General features: G+C 66.8%; 15 protein-coding genes and 1 tRNA gene. 6 read left to right on the top strand and 10 right to left on the bottom strand.

Translation table 11 applies throughout. The annotated features are described in order from the left end of the window. Position 1 precedes the first annotated feature (1 nt). Complete coding sequence (locus tag WJU21_RS09105; RefSeq protein WP_346323090.1) at positions 2-454, top strand: hypothetical protein; 453 nt, start codon at positions 2-4, stop codon at positions 452-454. Positions 455-572: 118 nt separating this feature from the next. On the opposite strand, the gene WJU21_RS09100 is transcribed toward WJU21_RS09105, so the two are convergent. Further along, positions 573-647 (bottom strand) — tRNA-Val (locus tag WJU21_RS09100). A 174-nt stretch (positions 648-821) separates the two neighbouring features. Here WJU21_RS09100 and WJU21_RS09095 point away from each other — a divergent pair. Beyond that, positions 822-1,745, top strand: coding sequence for an N-formylglutamate amidohydrolase (locus WJU21_RS09095; RefSeq protein ID WP_346323089.1), 924 nt, complete (start codon positions 822-824; stop codon positions 1,743-1,745). Between the two features lie 280 nt (positions 1,746-2,025). Here WJU21_RS09095 and WJU21_RS09090 read toward each other — a convergent pair whose 3' ends face one another. Both WJU21_RS09090 and WJU21_RS09085 read right to left on the bottom strand, forming a co-directional pair. Continuing rightward, a complete protein-coding gene (locus tag WJU21_RS09090) occupies positions 2,026-3,000 on the bottom strand; it encodes an NADPH:quinone oxidoreductase family protein (protein WP_346323088.1) in 975 nt (324 codons plus the stop codon). A gap of 10 nt (positions 3,001-3,010) precedes the next feature. Next, a complete protein-coding gene (locus WJU21_RS09085) occupies positions 3,011-4,138 on the bottom strand; it encodes an FAD-binding oxidoreductase (RefSeq protein ID WP_346323087.1) in 1,128 nt (375 codons plus the stop codon). Between the two features lie 70 nt (positions 4,139-4,208). On the opposite strand from WJU21_RS09085, the gene hisN reads away from it, so the two are divergent. Next, positions 4,209-5,012 carry a histidinol-phosphatase gene (gene hisN / locus WJU21_RS09080; protein ID WP_346323086.1) on the top strand — a complete coding sequence of 268 codons (804 nt, stop codon included), beginning with the start codon at positions 4,209-4,211 and terminating at the stop codon, positions 5,010-5,012. Positions 5,013-5,027: 15 nt separating this feature from the next. On the opposite strand, the gene WJU21_RS09075 is transcribed toward hisN, so the two are convergent. The 4 genes from WJU21_RS09075 to WJU21_RS09060 all read right to left on the bottom strand — a co-directional run bounded on the left by WJU21_RS09075 (position 5,028) and on the right by WJU21_RS09060 (position 9,334). Next, the gene (locus tag WJU21_RS09075) at positions 5,028-5,822 is read right to left on the bottom strand and encodes a hypothetical protein (protein WP_346323085.1); all 795 of its coding nucleotides are present in this window, start codon (positions 5,820-5,822) and stop codon (positions 5,028-5,030) included. A 72-nt stretch (positions 5,823-5,894) separates the two neighbouring features. Next, on the bottom strand, positions 5,895-6,803 hold the full coding sequence (locus WJU21_RS09070) for an alpha/beta hydrolase (RefSeq protein WP_346323084.1): 909 nt from the start codon (positions 6,801-6,803) through the stop codon (positions 5,895-5,897). An 11-nt stretch (positions 6,804-6,814) separates the two neighbouring features. Continuing rightward, on the bottom strand, positions 6,815-8,644 hold the full coding sequence (locus WJU21_RS09065) for an ATP-binding cassette domain-containing protein (protein ID WP_346323083.1): 1,830 nt from the start codon (positions 8,642-8,644) through the stop codon (positions 6,815-6,817). A 42-nt stretch (positions 8,645-8,686) separates the two neighbouring features. Further along, entirely contained in the window at positions 8,687-9,334 is a 648-nt protein-coding gene (locus tag WJU21_RS09060; protein WP_346323082.1) for a helix-turn-helix domain-containing protein, read from the bottom strand. 194 nt (positions 9,335-9,528) lie between these two features. Between WJU21_RS09060 and WJU21_RS09055 the strand changes: the two genes are divergently transcribed. Then, the gene (locus WJU21_RS09055) at positions 9,529-10,872 is read left to right on the top strand and encodes a TldD/PmbA family protein (protein ID WP_346323081.1); all 1,344 of its coding nucleotides are present in this window, start codon (positions 9,529-9,531) and stop codon (positions 10,870-10,872) included. After that, the gene (locus WJU21_RS09050; RefSeq protein WP_346323080.1) at positions 10,859-11,671 is read left to right on the top strand and encodes a 3'(2'),5'-bisphosphate nucleotidase CysQ; all 813 of its coding nucleotides are present in this window, start codon (positions 10,859-10,861) and stop codon (positions 11,669-11,671) included. Before WJU21_RS09055 ends, WJU21_RS09050 begins: the two co-directional genes overlap by 14 nt. Positions 11,672-11,762: 91 nt before the next feature. Here the strand turns inward: WJU21_RS09050 and WJU21_RS09045 are convergent, their stop codons facing one another. The 3 genes from WJU21_RS09045 to xseA all read right to left on the bottom strand — a co-directional run bounded on the left by WJU21_RS09045 (position 11,763) and on the right by xseA (position 15,192). Then, positions 11,763-12,539, bottom strand: coding sequence for a TorF family putative porin (locus WJU21_RS09045; protein ID WP_346323079.1), 777 nt, complete (start codon positions 12,537-12,539; stop codon positions 11,763-11,765). Between the two features lie 278 nt (positions 12,540-12,817). Further along, a complete protein-coding gene (locus WJU21_RS09040) occupies positions 12,818-13,621 on the bottom strand; it encodes a M23 family metallopeptidase (protein WP_346323078.1) in 804 nt (267 codons plus the stop codon). Between the two features lie 5 nt (positions 13,622-13,626). Next, positions 13,627-15,192, bottom strand: coding sequence for an exodeoxyribonuclease VII large subunit (xseA, locus tag WJU21_RS09035; protein ID WP_346323077.1), 1,566 nt, complete (start codon positions 15,190-15,192; stop codon positions 13,627-13,629). Positions 15,193-15,239: 47 nt separating this feature from the next. Between xseA and purD the strand changes: the two genes are divergently transcribed. Further along, positions 15,240-16,508 carry a phosphoribosylamine--glycine ligase gene (gene purD, locus WJU21_RS09030; RefSeq protein ID WP_346323076.1) on the top strand — a complete coding sequence of 423 codons (1,269 nt, stop codon included), beginning with the start codon at positions 15,240-15,242 and terminating at the stop codon, positions 16,506-16,508. Positions 16,509-16,537 lie beyond the last annotated feature (29 nt).

The raw sequence follows: 16,537 nt of genomic DNA, 5'->3' as shown, positions 1-16,537 counted from the left end.
GATGAGAAGCACTCGCCAGCGAGTCCAGGTTAGCACCGCACCAGAAATCAACGACCGGATAGCAGAGGCGACGCGGGAAAGCGTTGCGTACTTCCGGTCACACAAAGACGAGATTCCCGAACGCCTGACTGAACTTGATCGGGAATGGGACATAGAGAGGGCCATCGAAGCGAACGCTTCAACTTTGGCCCTTTCCGGGGTTCTGCTCGGCGCAGTGTCAGATCGCAGGTGGCTTGTGCTGCCGGCGCTCGTCTCCGCGTTCCTCCTTCAGCACGCTATTCAGGGATGGTGTCCGCCTGTGCCGATCCTCCGCCGATTAGGCTTCCGGACAGCGGATGAGATCAACAAGGAGCGATATGCGTTGAAGGCATTGCGAGGCGATTTCGAGGGTGTCGGCCGCCAGGAAAGCACCTTGGACCGTGTTCTCGCAGCGGTCGGTCTCGCGCCCAAATGATCCGCTGATGCACGCCATGGCCGACGGTCAGGAACGTGGCATTCCGCCCATTGCGGGTCGCAAGACGCTTGTACCCCGATGGGGGCAGCGACGTTCTCGATTGTTTCCGGGAGGATGATGGTGGGCGCAGCAAGGTTCGAACTTGCGACCCCTACGATGTCAACGTAGTGCTCTACCACTGAGCTATGCGCCCCTCGGGATCGGCGCGGACTATAAGCAAAACCTTCGTGCGCGCAAGACCTGTGTTGCCGGAATGCGCCGCCTTGTGCGTTTCGCGCGCGCCCGGTTGCCCTGCGGCCAGAATCCGTCATAATTCCATATGGAAGTGCCTTGCCGGAGGGTGCATCCGGTACCAGATGATCGGACCATGACCCCCAGCGAACCCGCACTCGACATCCAAGCCGCGCTCGACACCGAATCCGGCCCGCCCGCATGCCTGGTGACCGAACCGGCGCGCCAGACCGCGGCGCTGGTGTTTGCGTCGCCGCATAGCGGCCGCCACTACCCGGCCGATTTCATCGCGTCGTCGCGGCTCGATCCCCTCACCCTGCGCGCATCCGAAGACGCCTTCGTGGACGAATTGTTCGGCGCCGCGCCCCATCTGGGGGTGCCGCTGATCCAGGCGACCTATGCCCGCGCCTATCTGGACGTGAACCGGGAAGCGTGGGAGCTGGACCCGGAAATGTTCGACGGGCCGCTGCCCGAATACGTCAACGCCCGGTCGGGCCGGGTCGCCGCCGGCCTGGGCACCATCGCCCGCGTCGTGGCGAGCGGTACCGCCATCTATGACGGGCGCATGCCCTTTGCCGAGGCCGAGCGCCGGGTGTCGGTGGTCTACAAGCCCTATCACCAGGCATTGTCGCGGTTGCTCGACCGGACCCGCGCCCAGTATGGCTGCGCGGTGCTGATCGATTGCCATTCCATGCCGTCCTGCGGCGGCTCGTGGGGCGACATGCCGCTCAAGAGCGGCGGATCGGTGCCCGACATCATCCTGGGAGACCGCTATGGCAGAAGCTGCCACGGCGACGTGATGACGGTGGCGCAGCAGGCGCTGACCGAGCAGGGTTTCCGGGTGGTGCGCAACGATCCCTATTCGGGCGGCTTCAACACCCGGTATTACGGCATGCCGCGCGAAGGCCGGCACGCCCTGCAGATCGAGATCAACCGCGCGCTCTATATGGACGAGGCAACCATGAGCCGCAGCGAGGGTTTTACGCCGCTGCGCGACGCCATGAGTGCGCTGATCGCGGCGCTGGCCGCGTTGCCGACCGAGTTGCTCAAGGCATTCTGAGCCGGCCCCTCAACGATCGTCCCGGACCGGAACAATACCGCCGGTGCGGCGCTTGCGCGCCCGGGCCGGTCAAAAAAAGAGCCACTCCAGATGCCTGAAGTGGCCCAAGTTTAGGGAGGAAACGCCCACGAAGGGCAGTACCTTCTCGCGAAACTCGCGGCCAAAGGTACATGACTGATTTTAGGACTCCCCGGCCATGAATCAAGGCAATTCGGGAAGTGTTTCATGAACAATGGGTTACAGCGGGACTCCCCGGCCTGCCGCCGTGTCTGGCCGGCCTTCAGGGGCTGATCACCACCTTGCCCGTGGACTTGCGGGTAACCACCGATTTCAGTCCTTCGACGGCCTGCTCCAGCGGGAAAGTCCGCGATACCAGCGGCCTGATCTTGCCGGCCGCCAGCCAGCCGAGCAGTTCCTCCTGACTGGCGCGTGACACGTCGGGTGCGAAGCTGTCATAGGCCGGTCGGTTGACGCCGATGATGTCGACGTTCTTCACCATCACGTGGTTGGCCGGGATCTGCTGCACGCGGCCCCCGGCGAAGCCGATCACCAGGATGCGGCCCTCGAAGGCGACGCAGCGCAGCGAGGCGTCGAACACATCGCCGCCTACCGGGTCATAGACCACGTCGGCGCCGCGGCCGCCGGTCAGCGCCTTCACCCGCTCGCGGATATCCTCGGCCAGGTAATCGATGGTCTCGTGGGCGCCGGCGGCGCGGGCGATCTCCAGCTTGTCCGGGCCGCCCGCCGTGGCGATGATCCGCGCGCCCATGATCCTGCCCAGTTCGACCGCTGTCAGGCCCACGCCGCCGGCTGCGCCGTGCACCAGCAGCGTCTCGCCCGGCTTCAGCCGCGCCCGGTGGGCGAGCGCCACGTGGCTGGTGCCGTAGGTCACGGCAAAGCTGGCGGCCTGCTCGTAGGCCAGATGCTCCGGCAGGCGGGTCAGCCGATTGACATTCACCGCCACCAGTTCGGCATAGCCGCCGCGCCCGGGCAGGCCCATCACCCGGTCGCCGACGGAGCATCCTGCCGCGCCCTCGCCCAGCGCCACCACGTCGCCGGCGATCTCGGAGCCGGGAATGAACGGCAGCTCGGGCTGGTTCTGATACTTGCCCGCCGCCATGATGCTGTCGGCGAAGTTGATGCCGCAGGCGCGGATCCGCACCAGCGCCTGTCCGGGGCCGGCAACCGGATCGGGCACGTCCTCGAGCTTCAGGACGGACAGGTCGCCGTGTTCGCGGCAGATGATGGCGCGCATGAAATCTCCGTCAGCGGAAACGGTCGGGATCGTAGGTGGCGGCGGACACGTCGAAGCCGGCCAGTTCCTCGGGCATGTTCCGGTCGATGATCAGGCTTTCGGCAAGCCGCCCCATCATCGGCGCGGTCTGGATGCCGTAGCCGCCCTGACCGACGAACCAGAAGAACCCCGGGGCGCTGCCGTCGAAGCCGACAACGGGCGTGCGGTCGGGCGAGAAGGTGCGCAGGCCCGCCCATTTGTTGTCCACGTGCCGGACCGGGATATCGGCCGCCTGCTGGATGCGGTCGATGGCGATGGCGATGTCGAGCTCCTCGGGCTGGGCGTCGACCGGGTCGCTGGGTGTTTCGTCGGCCGGAGAGGCAAGGATGCGGCCGGATTCCGGCTTGAAGTAGAACTGGTCGCCGATGTCCAGCACCACCGGCCAATGCGGCGAGAACAGCGGCGGCGGCGGCAGGATGATGATGGTCCGCCGCAACGGGCGCATGCCGATGGGCCTGAGGCCCGCCAGCTGCGCCACCTGATCGGCCCAGGCGCCGGCCGCATTGACCAGCACCGGCGCGCGCCACGTGCCCGACGGCGTCTCGACGGACCATTGTCCGCCGACCCGGGTAATGGACTGGGCGGTGGCGTCGGTGACAACGGTGCCGCCGCGCTGGCGCAGGCCGCGCAGAAACCCCTGATGCACCGCATTGACGTCCAGGTCGGAACATTCCGGCTCGAGCAGCGCCGAGGCCACGTAATCCTCGCGCAGCACCGGGCACAACGCCCGCGCCTGCGCCGGCCCGAGCCGCACGATATCGGGCTCCAGCACCCGGAGCGCGGCTTCGAAGGCGTCGAGTTCGGCGACCTGGTCCTGGCGGGCGATGTAGAGCGCGCGCCGCTCGCTCAGCGGTTTGGTATCGGAGAAACCTTCCGGCGGCTGGCGCAGGAACGGGCCCGAGGCAATGGTCAGCGGCCGGATGCTGGTGCCGCCATAGGATGGCGCATAGAACGCCGCCGAACGGCCGGTCGTGTGATAGCCGGGCGCGCTTTCCCGCTCCAGCAGCGCCACGGTCCCGTGGCGGCTGAGGAAATAGCCGGCGCTTGCTCCGGCGATGCCGGCGCCGATGATCAGAAAGTCGCAGTCGCGGGCGGCCACTTGGATGCTTCCCCTGTTGGATTGGAGTGCCTAACCTATGCAGCGATGCAGCCTACGCAAGGGGAAATCCGTGGTTGATACCGATGGCAAAGAGCGACTGAGCGATGCCGAAGCGCGCGAGCTGCTCGCCTTTGCGCATGTGCTGGCCGATGCCGCCGGCACGGTGATCAGGCCGCTGTTCCGGTCGGCCGGCGCCATCGACAACAAGCGCGTTGCCGACTTCGATCCGGTAACCGCCGCCGACCGCGACGCCGAGGCGGCCATGCGCGCGCTGATCGCCGACCGCTATCCCGGCCACGCGGTGTATGGCGAGGAACACGGCGCCGAATGGGGCGAGCGTTTCACCTGGGTGCTCGACCCCATCGACGGCACACGCTCGTTCATCGGCGGCTTTCCCACCTGGGGCACGCTGATCGGCCTGGCCGAATATCAGCGCCCGGTGCTGGGCATCATGGATCAGCCGATTACCGGCGAGCGCTTCACCGGCGGGCCCAGCGGCGCGTTTCTGGGCGATCGCCGGCTGAAGGTCAGGCCCTGCGCCAATCTCGAGGACGCGGTGCTCTATTCAACGACACCAGACATGTTCGAGCCCGAAGTCGACATGCCCGCGTTCCGCCGGGTCGAGGAGCGGGTGAAGCTGCGCCGCTTTGGCGGTGACTGCTACGCCTATTGCATGATGGCGCATGGCCTGGTCGACCTGATCGTCGAGGCCAAAATGCAGCCTTATGACATTCACGCGCTGATCCCCATCGTCGAGGCCGCGGGCGGCATCGTCACCAACTGGGAAGGCGAGCCGGCGTGGCAGGCGGGCCGTATCCTCGCCGCCGGCGACCGCCGGGTGCACGAGGCCGCGCTCAGGGCATTGAACGGCTAGCGCAACCCGTTTTCTTCAGACGCTGTCCTTGAAGGACTCCTGCGGTTTCGGGCGCGGTTTTGGCGCGGACATGGCGCGCAGCGCCAGGTAGCGCAACGGCGCGTCGGTCCGCCCCAGCTTCTGGTAGACCCGCGCAAGGAACAGGCATGTCCCCTTGCGCTCGGCGGCGTTGGACGCCGGCCTGCCGGCATGGCCGCCAAAATACATCCGGTCCGCTTCCTCGCCCTGGGCGAGCGACGCCCGAATTTCCTCGACCTTGGCCCGGCCCGCCATCCATTCGTCGGGGCTCATGGTCACGGGCGCGCTGGTCGCAGTCGCAACCAGGTTCAGCATGACATTCCCGAGCCGATTCCGGATGTCCGGCGGCAACGGCGCGTTGCCATTCACCACGTGCCCGCGGGCAAACGCGTAACAACCATCGGGGTCTGAATCATATGCGTCGGCCAGGTATTCGGTGGTGACATCGAGAAAGTCGGCCAGCGCGGCATCGGACGCTGTCGCCAGCAGCATCGGCGAGTAGGCGCGGCCGATCTCCTGGCCGATGGCATGGGCCTCCGACGCGGATGCGTCGATGCCGCCGGCCGCGTACGCCGTCTTCAGCCGGGCCAGATATACGTCCCGCAATGATGGGTCGTGCCGGATAGCGAGCTGGAAGACGGCGTTGTTGTCGAGCGCGGCCGCCAATTCGTCCTCTGGCGTCGGCGCGGTCGCGATGATGCGTGTGACGGTGATCGCCAGTCCCAGCAGAATGCCGACGGCGCCAGCCGCGCACAGCTTCAGCAACCTGCGATTCGGCCGTGCCTCGTTCATCTCCGTTCCTTCCGCGCCGGCAGATGCCGGTATGCCTTGTCCGCGCCCCCGCCCGGGATGGGTGAGCCCTCCCTAGAGGAGTTTGCTCACGAACGCGTCGAAGATAACCCAGAACTGGTTGCGCAGCGCGTCGCGTTCTTTCAGCAGCTCGTGCCGGGCGCCTTCGATGCGGTGCAGTTCGCACGCCGGTACCCGTTCGGCGAACCGGTCCTGGGCTGTGTTGGAGACGACCTTGTCGGCGCCGGCCTGCACCAGGCAGATGGGGCTGCGGAACAGGTCAAGATAGGCCCGGTCTTCGAACAGTCTGATCGAGCGCAGCGCGGCCTTCAGCCAGCCATAGGTGCCGCCGCCCGATGCCAGTGCGGGGTTCCTGGCAATCCAGTAATGGGCATCGGCGAAGCGCACCGGATCGGAAGTGAGCGTGTTGCCCTCGAATTGCTGCTTCCACGGGCCGTAGTCGCGGGCACCGGGCGCATAGGCCTCATCGAAGCCCAGGCTGACCGCGCCGTTGACAATGGCGCCGATGGCCCAGCGCAGCCGTGCCGGCAGGGCGATGTCGATCATGGGTGACGACAGCACTGTGCCCCTGATGGCGGGCGGCCGGTTGTGCAGGTAGCGCAAGGCGATGTGGCCGCCCATGGAATGGGCGAGGATGAAATACGGTCCGGGCAACGCCAGCCCGACTATTCGTTCCTGAAGCTCCTGCAGGTCGTCGGCATAGCGGCGGAAGCTGGTGGCGTGGATCTTCTGGGGGTTGGACACGCTGCGCTGGGACAGGCCCTGGCTGCGCCAGTCCATGGCGGCGACCGCGAAGCCGCGGTCCAGCAGGTCCTGGACGGTCTCGAAATGCTTCTCGATGAATTCGGTGAAACCGCCCAGCAGGGTCACGGTGCCGCGGGCGCTCTCGCGCGGCCACAGCGCATAGCGGAGCTCGGCGCCGTCGCTGGCTGCGAAGGTGACGAACGCGCCGCCGGGCGGCATAGGCGCCGGGCTTATGCCGCGCCTTCCAGATCCTCCCGCATCATTTCCAGTTCCAGCCATCGGTCCTGCTTGCGTTCACGCAATCTTTGCGCGGTTTCCAGCAGCTTGGCCAGCCTGGCGATGCCCTCAACGTCAAGACCGGCGGGATCGGCGAGCTGGCCCTCGATGCGGGCGATATCGCGCTCCAGCGCCTCGATCTCGCCCGGCAGCTTCTCCAGCTCGTGCCGGTCCCTGAAGGTCATGCGCGCCTTGGCGGGCTGGCGCGGCGCCGCAGCGGGCCTGGGCCTGGCGGGCGGGTCGGGCTGCGGCAGGGTGGCCAGGATGGCTTTTTCGCCGCCGCGCTGGCTCAGCATATCCGAATAGCCGCCGGCATATTCGCGCACCTTGCCGTCGGGGTCGAAGCTGATGGTGCTGGTCACCATGCGATCGAGAAAATCGCGGTCATGGCTGACCAGCAGGACCGTGCCCGCATAGGAGGCGACGATGTCCTCAAGCACGTCCAGCATGTCCATATCCAGATCGTTGGTCGGCTCATCGAGCACGAGGACGTTGGATTCCTTGGTGAACAGCTTGGCCAGCAGCAGCCGGTTCTTCTCGCCGCCGGACAGTGCGCCCACCGGCTGGCGCGCCTGGTCCGGGTCGAACAGGAAGTCCTTCAGGTAGCCGACCACATGGCGCACCGTGCCCTGGACATTGACCGAATCGCCGCCGCCGCCGTTCTTCGCGTCGGTCAGGGTTTCCCACAGGGTCTGCTTGGGATCCAGCTTGGCGCGGGTCTGGTCGAAATAGGCGACTTCCAGGTTGGTGCCCAGCTTGATCTGGCCGCTGTCATGGCGCATCTCGCCGGTCAGCAGCTTGATCAGGGTGGTCTTGCCCGCGCCGTTGGGGCCGACGATGCCGACCCGGTCGCCGCGCATGATGCGGGTCGAGAAGCCGTCGATGATCAGCTTGCCGTCATAGGATTTGCTGATGTTGCGGGCCTCGACGATGCGCCGGCCGGCCGGCGGGCCGTCGGTCAGGTCCAGCTCGATCTTGTCGGGCTGCTTGAGCTGCTTCTGGCGGCGCTCGCGCAGGACATGCAACTCGCGCAGCCGGCCCTGGTTGCGCTTGCGCCGCGCGGTGACGCCCTTGTGCAGCCACTCGGTTTCCTCGGCGATCTTCCTGGACAGCCGGTGCCGCACCGCTTCCTCTTCGGCGAAGACGGCCTCCGACCATTCGTCGAACGCGCTGAAACCCTTTTCCATGACCCGCATGCTGCCCCGGTCGAGCCAGAAGGTGCGTTTGCTGACGGCGCGCAGGAAGGCCCTGTCATGGCTGATCAGCACCAGCGCGGTGGGCGTGCTCGCCAGGGTCCTTTCCAGCCAGAGGGTGACGGCGATATCGAGGTGGTTGGTGGGCTCGTCCAGCAACAGCACGTCGGGGTCGCCGACAAAGGCGCGGGCGATGGCCGCCTTGCGCAGCGCGCCGCCGGACAGGGTGCCGATCAGCGCCCCGGGATCGAGGCCCAGCGTGCCGAGCAGGTCGCGGACACGGTACTGCCGCTGTTCGCGGTGGTCCGCATCGAGGCCTTCGGAAACATAGTCGGCGACGGTCAGGCTCTGGTCGGGGGACGGGTCCTGCGGCAGGTAGGCAACCCTGGTGCCGGGCTGGACGAAGCGCTCGCCCGTGTCGACGTCGATGATGCCGGCCAGCGCCTTCAGCAGGGTCGACTTGCCGCTGCCGTTGCGGCCGACCAGGCAGATCTTGTCGCCGGGCGACACGGCCAGTTCTACGCCGCTGAACAGCGGCGTGCGGCCGAAGGTAAGGCCGGCATTCTTCAGGGCGAGGATCGGTGGGCTCATGGCGCGGGGTTTAGCAGGAAGCCGGCGTGGGCGGAAGCGCGGTCAGTCGGCCGGCTGGACCTGTTTCCTGCGGGCATCGAACACGCCGTGCACCAGCAGGCCGAACGCCTTCTCCAGCCGCTTCCAGTCTTCCTCCGAGCGGAGCGGGACGCCCCAGAAATCCTCGGCGACCCGCGAGCGCAACACCAGGTGCTGGAAACCCGACAGCAGAATCGCATAGACCGCGTCGGCGTCGATCCCTTCGGGGGCCTCGACGCCGTGCATGAACTTGCCGGTCGATGCCCGCGCTGCGCCACGCCGCGCGCGGGCCAGCGGTTCGATCAGCTCAGGGGGCGCGGTCAGTTCCGACGCCATGATTTCCTGCATCATGGGCCGCTGGCGCAGGATGCGGGTGTAGCAGGTGATCGACAGGCGCACGAGTTCGGCATAATCGTCGATCTGCTTGCCGCCGGTCTCGTCCTGCGCCTCGGCCGAGATATCGGCGACCGCCAGCCAGAAGTGCGCGTCCTTGCCGAACTCTTCCAGCAATGGCGCCAAGCCGCCGAAATAACGGTAGATCAGCGGCTTGCCGATGCCGGCTTCCTTGGCGATGGCGTTGACGCCAAGGCCGGTGAAGCCGTCCCGGGAAAGAACCCGGCCAACGGCCTGGAGAATGTTTTTGCGGGTTGCTTCAGCGTCGCGATGAGCCATCGTAGAAAGGGCTGCTTTTGGTTCTTGTTACCGGCAGTTTACACCAGAGTCTATGCAATGCGCCATGGGCACGGTTACCTGCCGCCAACATTGACAATAGCCATGATCGGCCGAACTTCCCACTCGGTAACCGGTATTCCCGTCAGGCGAAACCACTCTATAGTAAGCGCCGTCAATTTCACCAAGGAGACGTCATGACCCAGACCGGGCCATCCCTCGATATTCTGGCCAGGCTGCTGGATCTCGCCAAACGCGCGGGCGCGGAAAACGCCGACGCCGTGCTGCTCGAAAACGCCTCGCTCGGCGTGTCATGCCGTCTCGGCCAGATGGAGGATCTGGAGCGGTCGGAAGGCCGCGATGTGGGGCTGCGCGTGCTGATCGGCCGCAAGCAAGCCATCGTCTCGGGTAGCGACGTGGCGCCCATGGCGCTCGAGCTGATCGCCCAGCGCGCCGTCGACATGGCACGCTATGCCCCCGAAGACCCGTTCGCCGGCCTTGCCGACCCGGCGCTGCTGGCCAAGAACTGGCCTGACAACCTGGACATGATCGATAATTCCGAGCCTGGCGCCGAGGAACTGATCGAACAGGCCCGCGCCACCGAGGATGCGGCCCGCGCCGTCTCCGGCATCACCAATTCGGAAGGCGCCAGCGCAAGCTGGAGCCGCGGCCGGATCGCCATCGCCACGTCGCACGGTTTCGCCGGCAGCTACGAGAACACCAGCTTCGCGGTAGGCGTCTCGGTGCTGGCGGGCGAAGGCACCGCCATGGAGCGCGACTACGAGTATGACAGTGCCCGCCACCGCTCGGACCTGGCCGACCCGGCCGATATCGGCCGCCGGGCCGCCGAACGGACGATCCGCCGCCTTGGCGCGCGCAGCGTCAAGCCCAGGAAGGTGCCCGTGGTGTACGACCCGCGCGTGTCCGGCGGCCTGCTCGGCCACCTCACCGGCGCCATCTCCGGCAGCGCCGTGGCGCGCGGCACCAGCTTCCTGAAGAACAGCCTGGGCGAGATGATCTTCGCGCCCGGCATCAATGTCATCGACGATCCGCTGCGGCCGCGCGGCCAGCGCTCGAAGCCGTTCGACGGCGAGGGCGTGGCGACCCGGCGCCAGAACATCATCGACGACGGCAGGCTGACCACCTGGATGTTGGACAGCGCCTCGGCCCGACAGCTCAATTTGGCGAGCACCGGCCACGCCAGCCGGGGCGTCGGCCTTCCGGCACCCGGCCCGACCAATTTCTACATGGCGCCGGGCAAGGTCAGCGTGAAGGACCTGATCGGCGCCATCGACGACGGCTTCTATGTCACCGAGATGATCGGCATGGGCGTCAACGGCGTCACCGGCGATTACAGCCGCGGCGCGTCGGGTTTCTGGATCGAGAAGGGCGAGCTGGCCTATCCGGTTTCCGGCCTTACCCTCGCCGGCAATCTGCGGGACATGTACAAGGCCATCATTCCGGCCGACGACCTGGTGTTCAAGTACGGCGTCAACGCGCCCACCATGCGTATCGACGGAATGACCATTGCCGGAAGTTGATCACAGTGTTCGCCGTCAGGTGATGCTGGCCGCCGTGCGCGAGGCGGGCGCCCTCGCCATGGATTATTTCCGCAAGGGCGCCCGTAAATGGGAGAAGGCCGCCGACGACCCGGTCACCGAGGCCGACCTGGCAGTGGACGCGTTATTGCGCGAGCGGCTGCTGGGCGACCTGCCCGACGACGGCTGGCTATCCGAGGAATCCGAGCGCTCGCCGCACACGCCGGGCCTGCCCTTTACCTGGGTGGTCGATCCCATCGACGGCACCCGCGCGTTCATCGAACGCAAGCCCCATTTCACGATCTGCGCCGCGCTGGTGCATGGCGACGAGGCGGTGTTGGGGGCCGTGTTCAACCCGGCAACCGACGAATTCTTCGAGGCCAGTCTGGGCGGCGGCGCGACCTGCAACGGCCAGCCGATCCGGGTCAGCGATCATGCCGAGCTGAAAAATGTGCGCATGATCAGCTACCGCGCCATGTTCGACGACCGCCACTGGCGCACGCCGTGGCCCCCGGTGAAAATCCACATGGTGAATTCCATCGCCTATCGGGTGGCTTTGGTCGCCCGCGGCGATCACGATGCCTGCATCAACCTGAAGCCGCAGAACGACTGGGACATCGCCGCTGCCGAACTGATCCTGCGGGAGGCGGGCGGCATCTGCACCAATCGCGACGGCCAGCCCTATGTGTTTCACGGCAAGGGCGGGAAGAACCAGAACGTCATCGCCGCCAATCCGGTGCTCCAGCCCAAGCTGATCGCGAAGCTGCACGAATTCGAGCCGAAGCTTCCCAAGAAGGATTGAGCGTCGCCGCCATCCCCAAAAGAAAAGTGCCCGAGACCGTCTCCGGTCCCGGGCCCAGTTGGGAGAGAAGCTGGCTGGCTTGTCTAGGTAATCAGATCGAGCGGCTGACCATGACGGTGACGCGCTCGTCGCAAAGCTTGTGGCAGTAGACGTTGTCCAGATCGGTGTCGTGATACCGGACATCCACGTCGAACCAGTCGGTGATGCTCAGGGTCAGACCGATGTTCCAGTTCAGGTAGCTGTCGTGGACGCCGTCCCAGGTCACGCCCGCATTGGTGTACTCGTTGTAACCGAGCTGGCCGCTGACGCTCAGGCCGAACCGGTCGCTGCCGAGGGGAATCGGCACGCTCACATCGAGCGGCACGTTGATCATGTCGCCCGCGCCGCCGAAGAAGTCAGGCGAATAGACGATGCCGGTACCCACCGAGGCGAAACCGAAATCGGCGCTGACCTTGCCCCAGAACTCCCAATAGGCGTAGTCGCTGCCCGACGGGTCTCCGGGATACATGTAGTAGATGGCGCCGACTTCATAGCCGAAGATGCTGTTGCCGAAGGTGCCGGAATAGCTGGCATACAGATCGACTTCGACCGACGTGGAATTGCCGCCCGTCTCGTCCAGGAACTCAATGTTCGACGCCCAGACGCCAACGGCCAGGCCGCTCTTGTGGGCCAGGTCGAAACCGCCCTGTACGGCGAAATCCTCGTTGGTCTGGGTGAAGCCGCGGAACACGTAATCATTGGTGATCGCAATGTTGCCGCTAAAGCTGAAATCGGGCTCCGCCGCGGTTTCGGCCATGGCCGGGCCGCTGGTCGTGATGATGCCGGCGGCCAGTGCGGCCAGCGCGATTGCCTTCGTGAACTTCATCATGTGTCCTTCCTTACCCTTCGGGGTGCGTTTTCTAGTGTCTCAGAGCAGGGTGTCTGCGCTCTAAATGTTTATACTCAAGAGACGTGCCAACTCGGCATGTCGCATTGCGGAATGGACCCAGGAATGAGGCAGGTCAACGCTTTATGAAAGTTTTTAGGGATTTCATGCTGCATTTGCGCTTCGCTGTTGCGGTATTGCAACGCATCAAAATGCACATAAAATAGCCAGCAACTGCAACAAAGAAGAAATAATAGGCAGCATCCGCCGGGTTACGGCGGCTAATTATCAGGCATGGGCGAAATTGCCAGCGCCGGGTCGAGGCGGACCCCATTCCAGTTGATGCGCCAGTCCAAATGGGGTCCGGACGCGCGTCCCGCCGCCCCCAGCAGCCCGATTCGCTGGCCCTGCCCGACTGATTCGCCTGTCTTGACGTCGACCCGCTCCATGTGGATCAGGGTGGAGGAAACGCCGTAGCCGTGGTCGATGATGACAATGCCGCCCTCGTAATAGAAATCGGACTCGGCCAGCGTCACGATACCGGCGGTCGGTGCCGACACCGGCGATCCCTTCGGTCCGGCGACGTCGACGCCATAATGTGGCTGCTTGGGCACGCCGTTGAGAATACGTTGACTGCCGTAGACGCCCGAGATTCTTCCCCTCGACGGCCATACCAGCGTCTCGGCCCAGAACATGGCGTCGCTGACATGCCGGCGGGCCGCGCCGATGGCGGCCCGTTCCCGTTTCAGCCGCTCGGCCAGGCCGGGCGGCGGCGTCACTTTAGAGGGCGGAAGGCCGTCGATCCGCTGTATGTCCCAGCGGCGCTGGGCAATCGCAAGTATGCGCTGTTCGGTCTGACCGTCGGGCGAGGACACCTGCAGCACGGCCGATGGCGGCGCGTCGCGGCCAAAGCCGAATACGAAGCGGCCGTCGGGCGCAACGCGCACGGGTTGCCCGTCCAGCACCACAGCCGCACCGGGATCCGCATGGCCGATGATCATGCCGCCCTGGGTCATCTGGCCATCGAGACGCAACCCGGCGTGCGCGGGGCAGGCGATGGCGAGGAACAGCATTGCGGCGAGCAACAGCCTCAGAACAGGTCTCCCTGCGGAATGGCCGCGGGCGGCTTCTTCTTCGGCGCCGCGCGCGGCGGCGCGCCCTCGCCGGTCGCCAGCACATGGGCGCGGCCATCGGCGAACTCGATGCTCAGCCCGTCACCGGGCGATACGGCCCTGCTTTCAGTCACCGGCCGGTCGTCGGCGTCGCGGATCACCGCGTAGCCGCGCTTCAGCACGTTCTGGTAGCTCAGGCTGTCAAGCACCCGCGCGGCGGCGGCAAGCGCCGCCGTGCGCTGCTCCAGCGCGCGCGCTACCGCCGGCGCCAGCCGGCCTGCGCGGTCGTTCAGCACGCGCCCCGCATCGGCCATGCGGCCGCTGACCAGCGCGGGCCGCAACCCCGCCGACGCCTGGCCAAGGCGGTGCCGGTGACCCTGGATATTGGCCTGCAAGGCGCGGGGCAGCCGGGCGGCCTGTTCGGTCAGCGTCCGGTCGGCCTGCTGCGCTCCTCCGCGCAACAGCGAAGGCCGCAGGCCGCCTGCCACGTCGGCCAGCCGATGCCGGAGTGCCTGGGTGTTGGCGACGAGCGCGCGCGGCAGGCGCTCGGACAGCTCGTCGAAACGCTGCTGGCGCAGGCCGAGAATGGCGTTGAGATCAGGTAGCGCCCGCGCCGCCGCCGTCAGGGCGGTGCGGCGCTCCTCCATCAGCCGGCGCGTGCCCTGCCGGTGCCGGCGCTCCAGCCCGGCAATGCGATCGAGCAGGTCCTCGCGCACCGGCACGGCCATTTCGGCGGCGGCGGTGGGCGTCGGTGCGCGCCGGTCGGAAGCATGATCGATCAGGGTGGTGTCGGTCTCGTGGCCCACGGCCGAGATCAGCGGGATCTGGCTGGCAGCGGCGGCGCGCACCACGATCTCCTCGTTGAACGCCCACAGATCCTCGAGGCTTCCGCCGCCGCGCGCCACGATCAGGACGTCGGGCCGCGGCACCGTGCCGCCCGGTTCGATGGCGTTGAAGCCATTGATGGCGGCGGCCACCTGCGCCGCGGCGTCCGGTCCCTGGACCAGCACGGGCCACAGCAATACGTGGCGCGGAAAGCGGTCGGCCAGGCGGTGCAATATGTCGCGGATCACGGCCCCTGTGGGCGAGGTGACCACGCCGATCACCGCCGGCAGATAGGGGATCGGCCGCTTGCGGCCGGCGTCGAACAGGCCCTCGGCCGCCAGCTTCTTCCGGCGCTCCTCCAGCAGCGCCATCAGCGCGCCGGCGCCCGCCGGCTGCATGTTCTCGATCACCAGCTGGTATTCGGACCGGGGGCCGTAGGTGGTGAGTTTTCCGGTCACCAGCACCTCCAGCCCGTCCTCGGGCCGGAAGGTCAGACGACTGGTCGTGCCCTTCCACATCACCGCCTTCACCTTGGCGGACTCGTCCTTCAGGCACATGTAGAGATGGCCCGACCGGGCGGCCATGAACTCGGTGATCTCGCCGCGCACGCGGACGTGGTCGAACCGGGTCTCCAGCGTCTTCCTGATGGCGTTGGAGAGTTCGCCGACCGAATATTCGGGGACGTTCGGGGCCGCGCCGGCCGTGGGACTTGTGCTCATGGGGACCTATGCTACAAGAGCCGCACCCCGGATGAAAGAAGAGCAGCATGAAGGTTCTCGTTGTCGGCTCGGGCGGCCGTGAGCACGCCCTTTGCTGGGCCATAGCGGCCTCGCCCCTGTGCACGAAGCTGTATTGCGCGCCCGGTAACGGCGGCATCGCGCAGGAAGCCGAATGCGTGGCCATCGCCGCCGACGACCTGGACGGCATCGTCGGCTTTTGCCGGGACAATCACATCGACTTCGTCGTCGTCGGGCCGGAGCAGCCTTTGGTGCTCGGCCTGGTCGACCGGCTGGACGCAGCGGGTATCAAGGCCTTCGGTCCGCGCGCCTACGCCGCCGTGCTGGAAGGCTCGAAGGGCTTCACCAAGGATCTCTGCGCCAGATACGGTATGCCCACCGCTGCCTATGGCCGGTTCGGCGACGCGGCGGCCGCCAAGGCCTTCGTCGCCGAAAAGGGCGCGCCGATCGTGGTGAAGGCCGACGGTCTCGCGGCCGGCAAGGGCGTGATCATGGCCGAGACCGATGCCGAGGCCATCGCCGCCATCGACGACATCTTCGGCGGCCGGTTCGGCGCGGCCGGCGCCGAGGTGGTGATCGAGGAATGGCTGATCGGCGAGGAGGCCAGCTTCTTCGCGCTGGTTGACGGCGAGCACGCTCTCGCGCTCGCCACCGCCCAGGACCACAAGCGCGTCGGCGACGGCGACACCGGCCCGAATACGGGCGGCATGGGCGCTTACTCGCCCGCGCCGGTGATGACCCGGAAGGTGATCGACGCGGTGATGGAGACGATTATCCGTCCCACCGTCGCGGCGATGAACGCCGAAGGCCGCCCGTTCCGCGGCGTGCTGTTCGCCGGGCTGATGATCACCGACAACGGCCCGCAGCTGATCGAATACAACGCCCGTTTCGGCGACCCGGAATGCCAGGTGCTGATGATGCGGCTCAAATCCGACATCCTGCCCGCGCTGATCGCCTCGGCCGACGGCCAGCTCGCCAATTTCGACCTGCGCTGGCGCGACGAGCCGGCGCTCACCGTGGTGATGGCGGCGAACGGCTATCCGGGCGACTACGACAAGGGCACCGTCATCGGCGGCCTGGACGAGGCGGCCAAGGCGGATGGCGTGCAGGTATTCCACGCCGGCACCGCGCTGCGGGACGGCAAGGTCGTCGCCACCGGCGGCCGGGTGCTGGGCGTTACCGCCATGGGGACGACCATCGCCGAGGCCCAGCAGCGCGCCTATGCCGCCATCGACAAGCTGGACTGGCCCGAAGGCTTCTGCCGCCGCGATATCGGCTGGCGGGCGGTCGGGCGGTAGTTCACGTCAGTCCCCAGAGCCCGTCGGCC

Origin of the sequence: Emcibacter sp. SYSU 3D8 (genome assembly GCF_039655875.1) — a bacterium.
Taxonomy (GTDB): Bacteria; Pseudomonadota; Alphaproteobacteria; order SMXS01; family SMXS01; genus RI-34.
The sequence above is the reverse complement of the archived record's forward strand: the minus strand, read 5'-3'. Positions and strand labels throughout refer to the sequence as shown.

Excerpts from the sequence above, each read along its gene's own strand:
- WJU21_RS09105 (WP_346323090.1), top strand. The coding sequence starts at position 2 with ATGAGAAGCACTCGCCAGCGAGTCCAGGTTAGCACCGCACCAGAAATC.
- WJU21_RS09070 (WP_346323084.1), bottom strand. The coding sequence starts at position 6,803 with ATGCCGCCCGGCGGCGCGTTCGTCACCTTCGCAGCCAGCGACGGCGCC.
- WJU21_RS09065 (WP_346323083.1), bottom strand. The coding sequence starts at position 8,644 with ATGAGCCCACCGATCCTCGCCCTGAAGAATGCCGGCCTTACCTTCGGC.
- WJU21_RS09095 (WP_346323089.1), top strand. The coding sequence starts at position 822 with ATGACCCCCAGCGAACCCGCACTCGACATCCAAGCCGCGCTCGACACC.
- WJU21_RS09055 (WP_346323081.1), top strand. The coding sequence starts at position 9,529 with ATGACCCAGACCGGGCCATCCCTCGATATTCTGGCCAGGCTGCTGGAT.
- purD (WP_346323076.1), top strand. The coding sequence starts at position 15,240 with ATGAAGGTTCTCGTTGTCGGCTCGGGCGGCCGTGAGCACGCCCTTTGC.
- xseA (WP_346323077.1), bottom strand. The coding sequence starts at position 15,192 with ATGAGCACAAGTCCCACGGCCGGCGCGGCCCCGAACGTCCCCGAATAT.
- WJU21_RS09060 (WP_346323082.1), bottom strand. The coding sequence starts at position 9,334 with ATGGCTCATCGCGACGCTGAAGCAACCCGCAAAAACATTCTCCAGGCC.
- WJU21_RS09075 (WP_346323085.1), bottom strand. The coding sequence starts at position 5,822 with ATGAACGAGGCACGGCCGAATCGCAGGTTGCTGAAGCTGTGCGCGGCT.
- WJU21_RS09090 (WP_346323088.1), bottom strand. The coding sequence starts at position 3,000 with ATGCGCGCCATCATCTGCCGCGAACACGGCGACCTGTCCGTCCTGAAG.
- WJU21_RS09045 (WP_346323079.1), bottom strand. The coding sequence starts at position 12,539 with ATGATGAAGTTCACGAAGGCAATCGCGCTGGCCGCACTGGCCGCCGGC.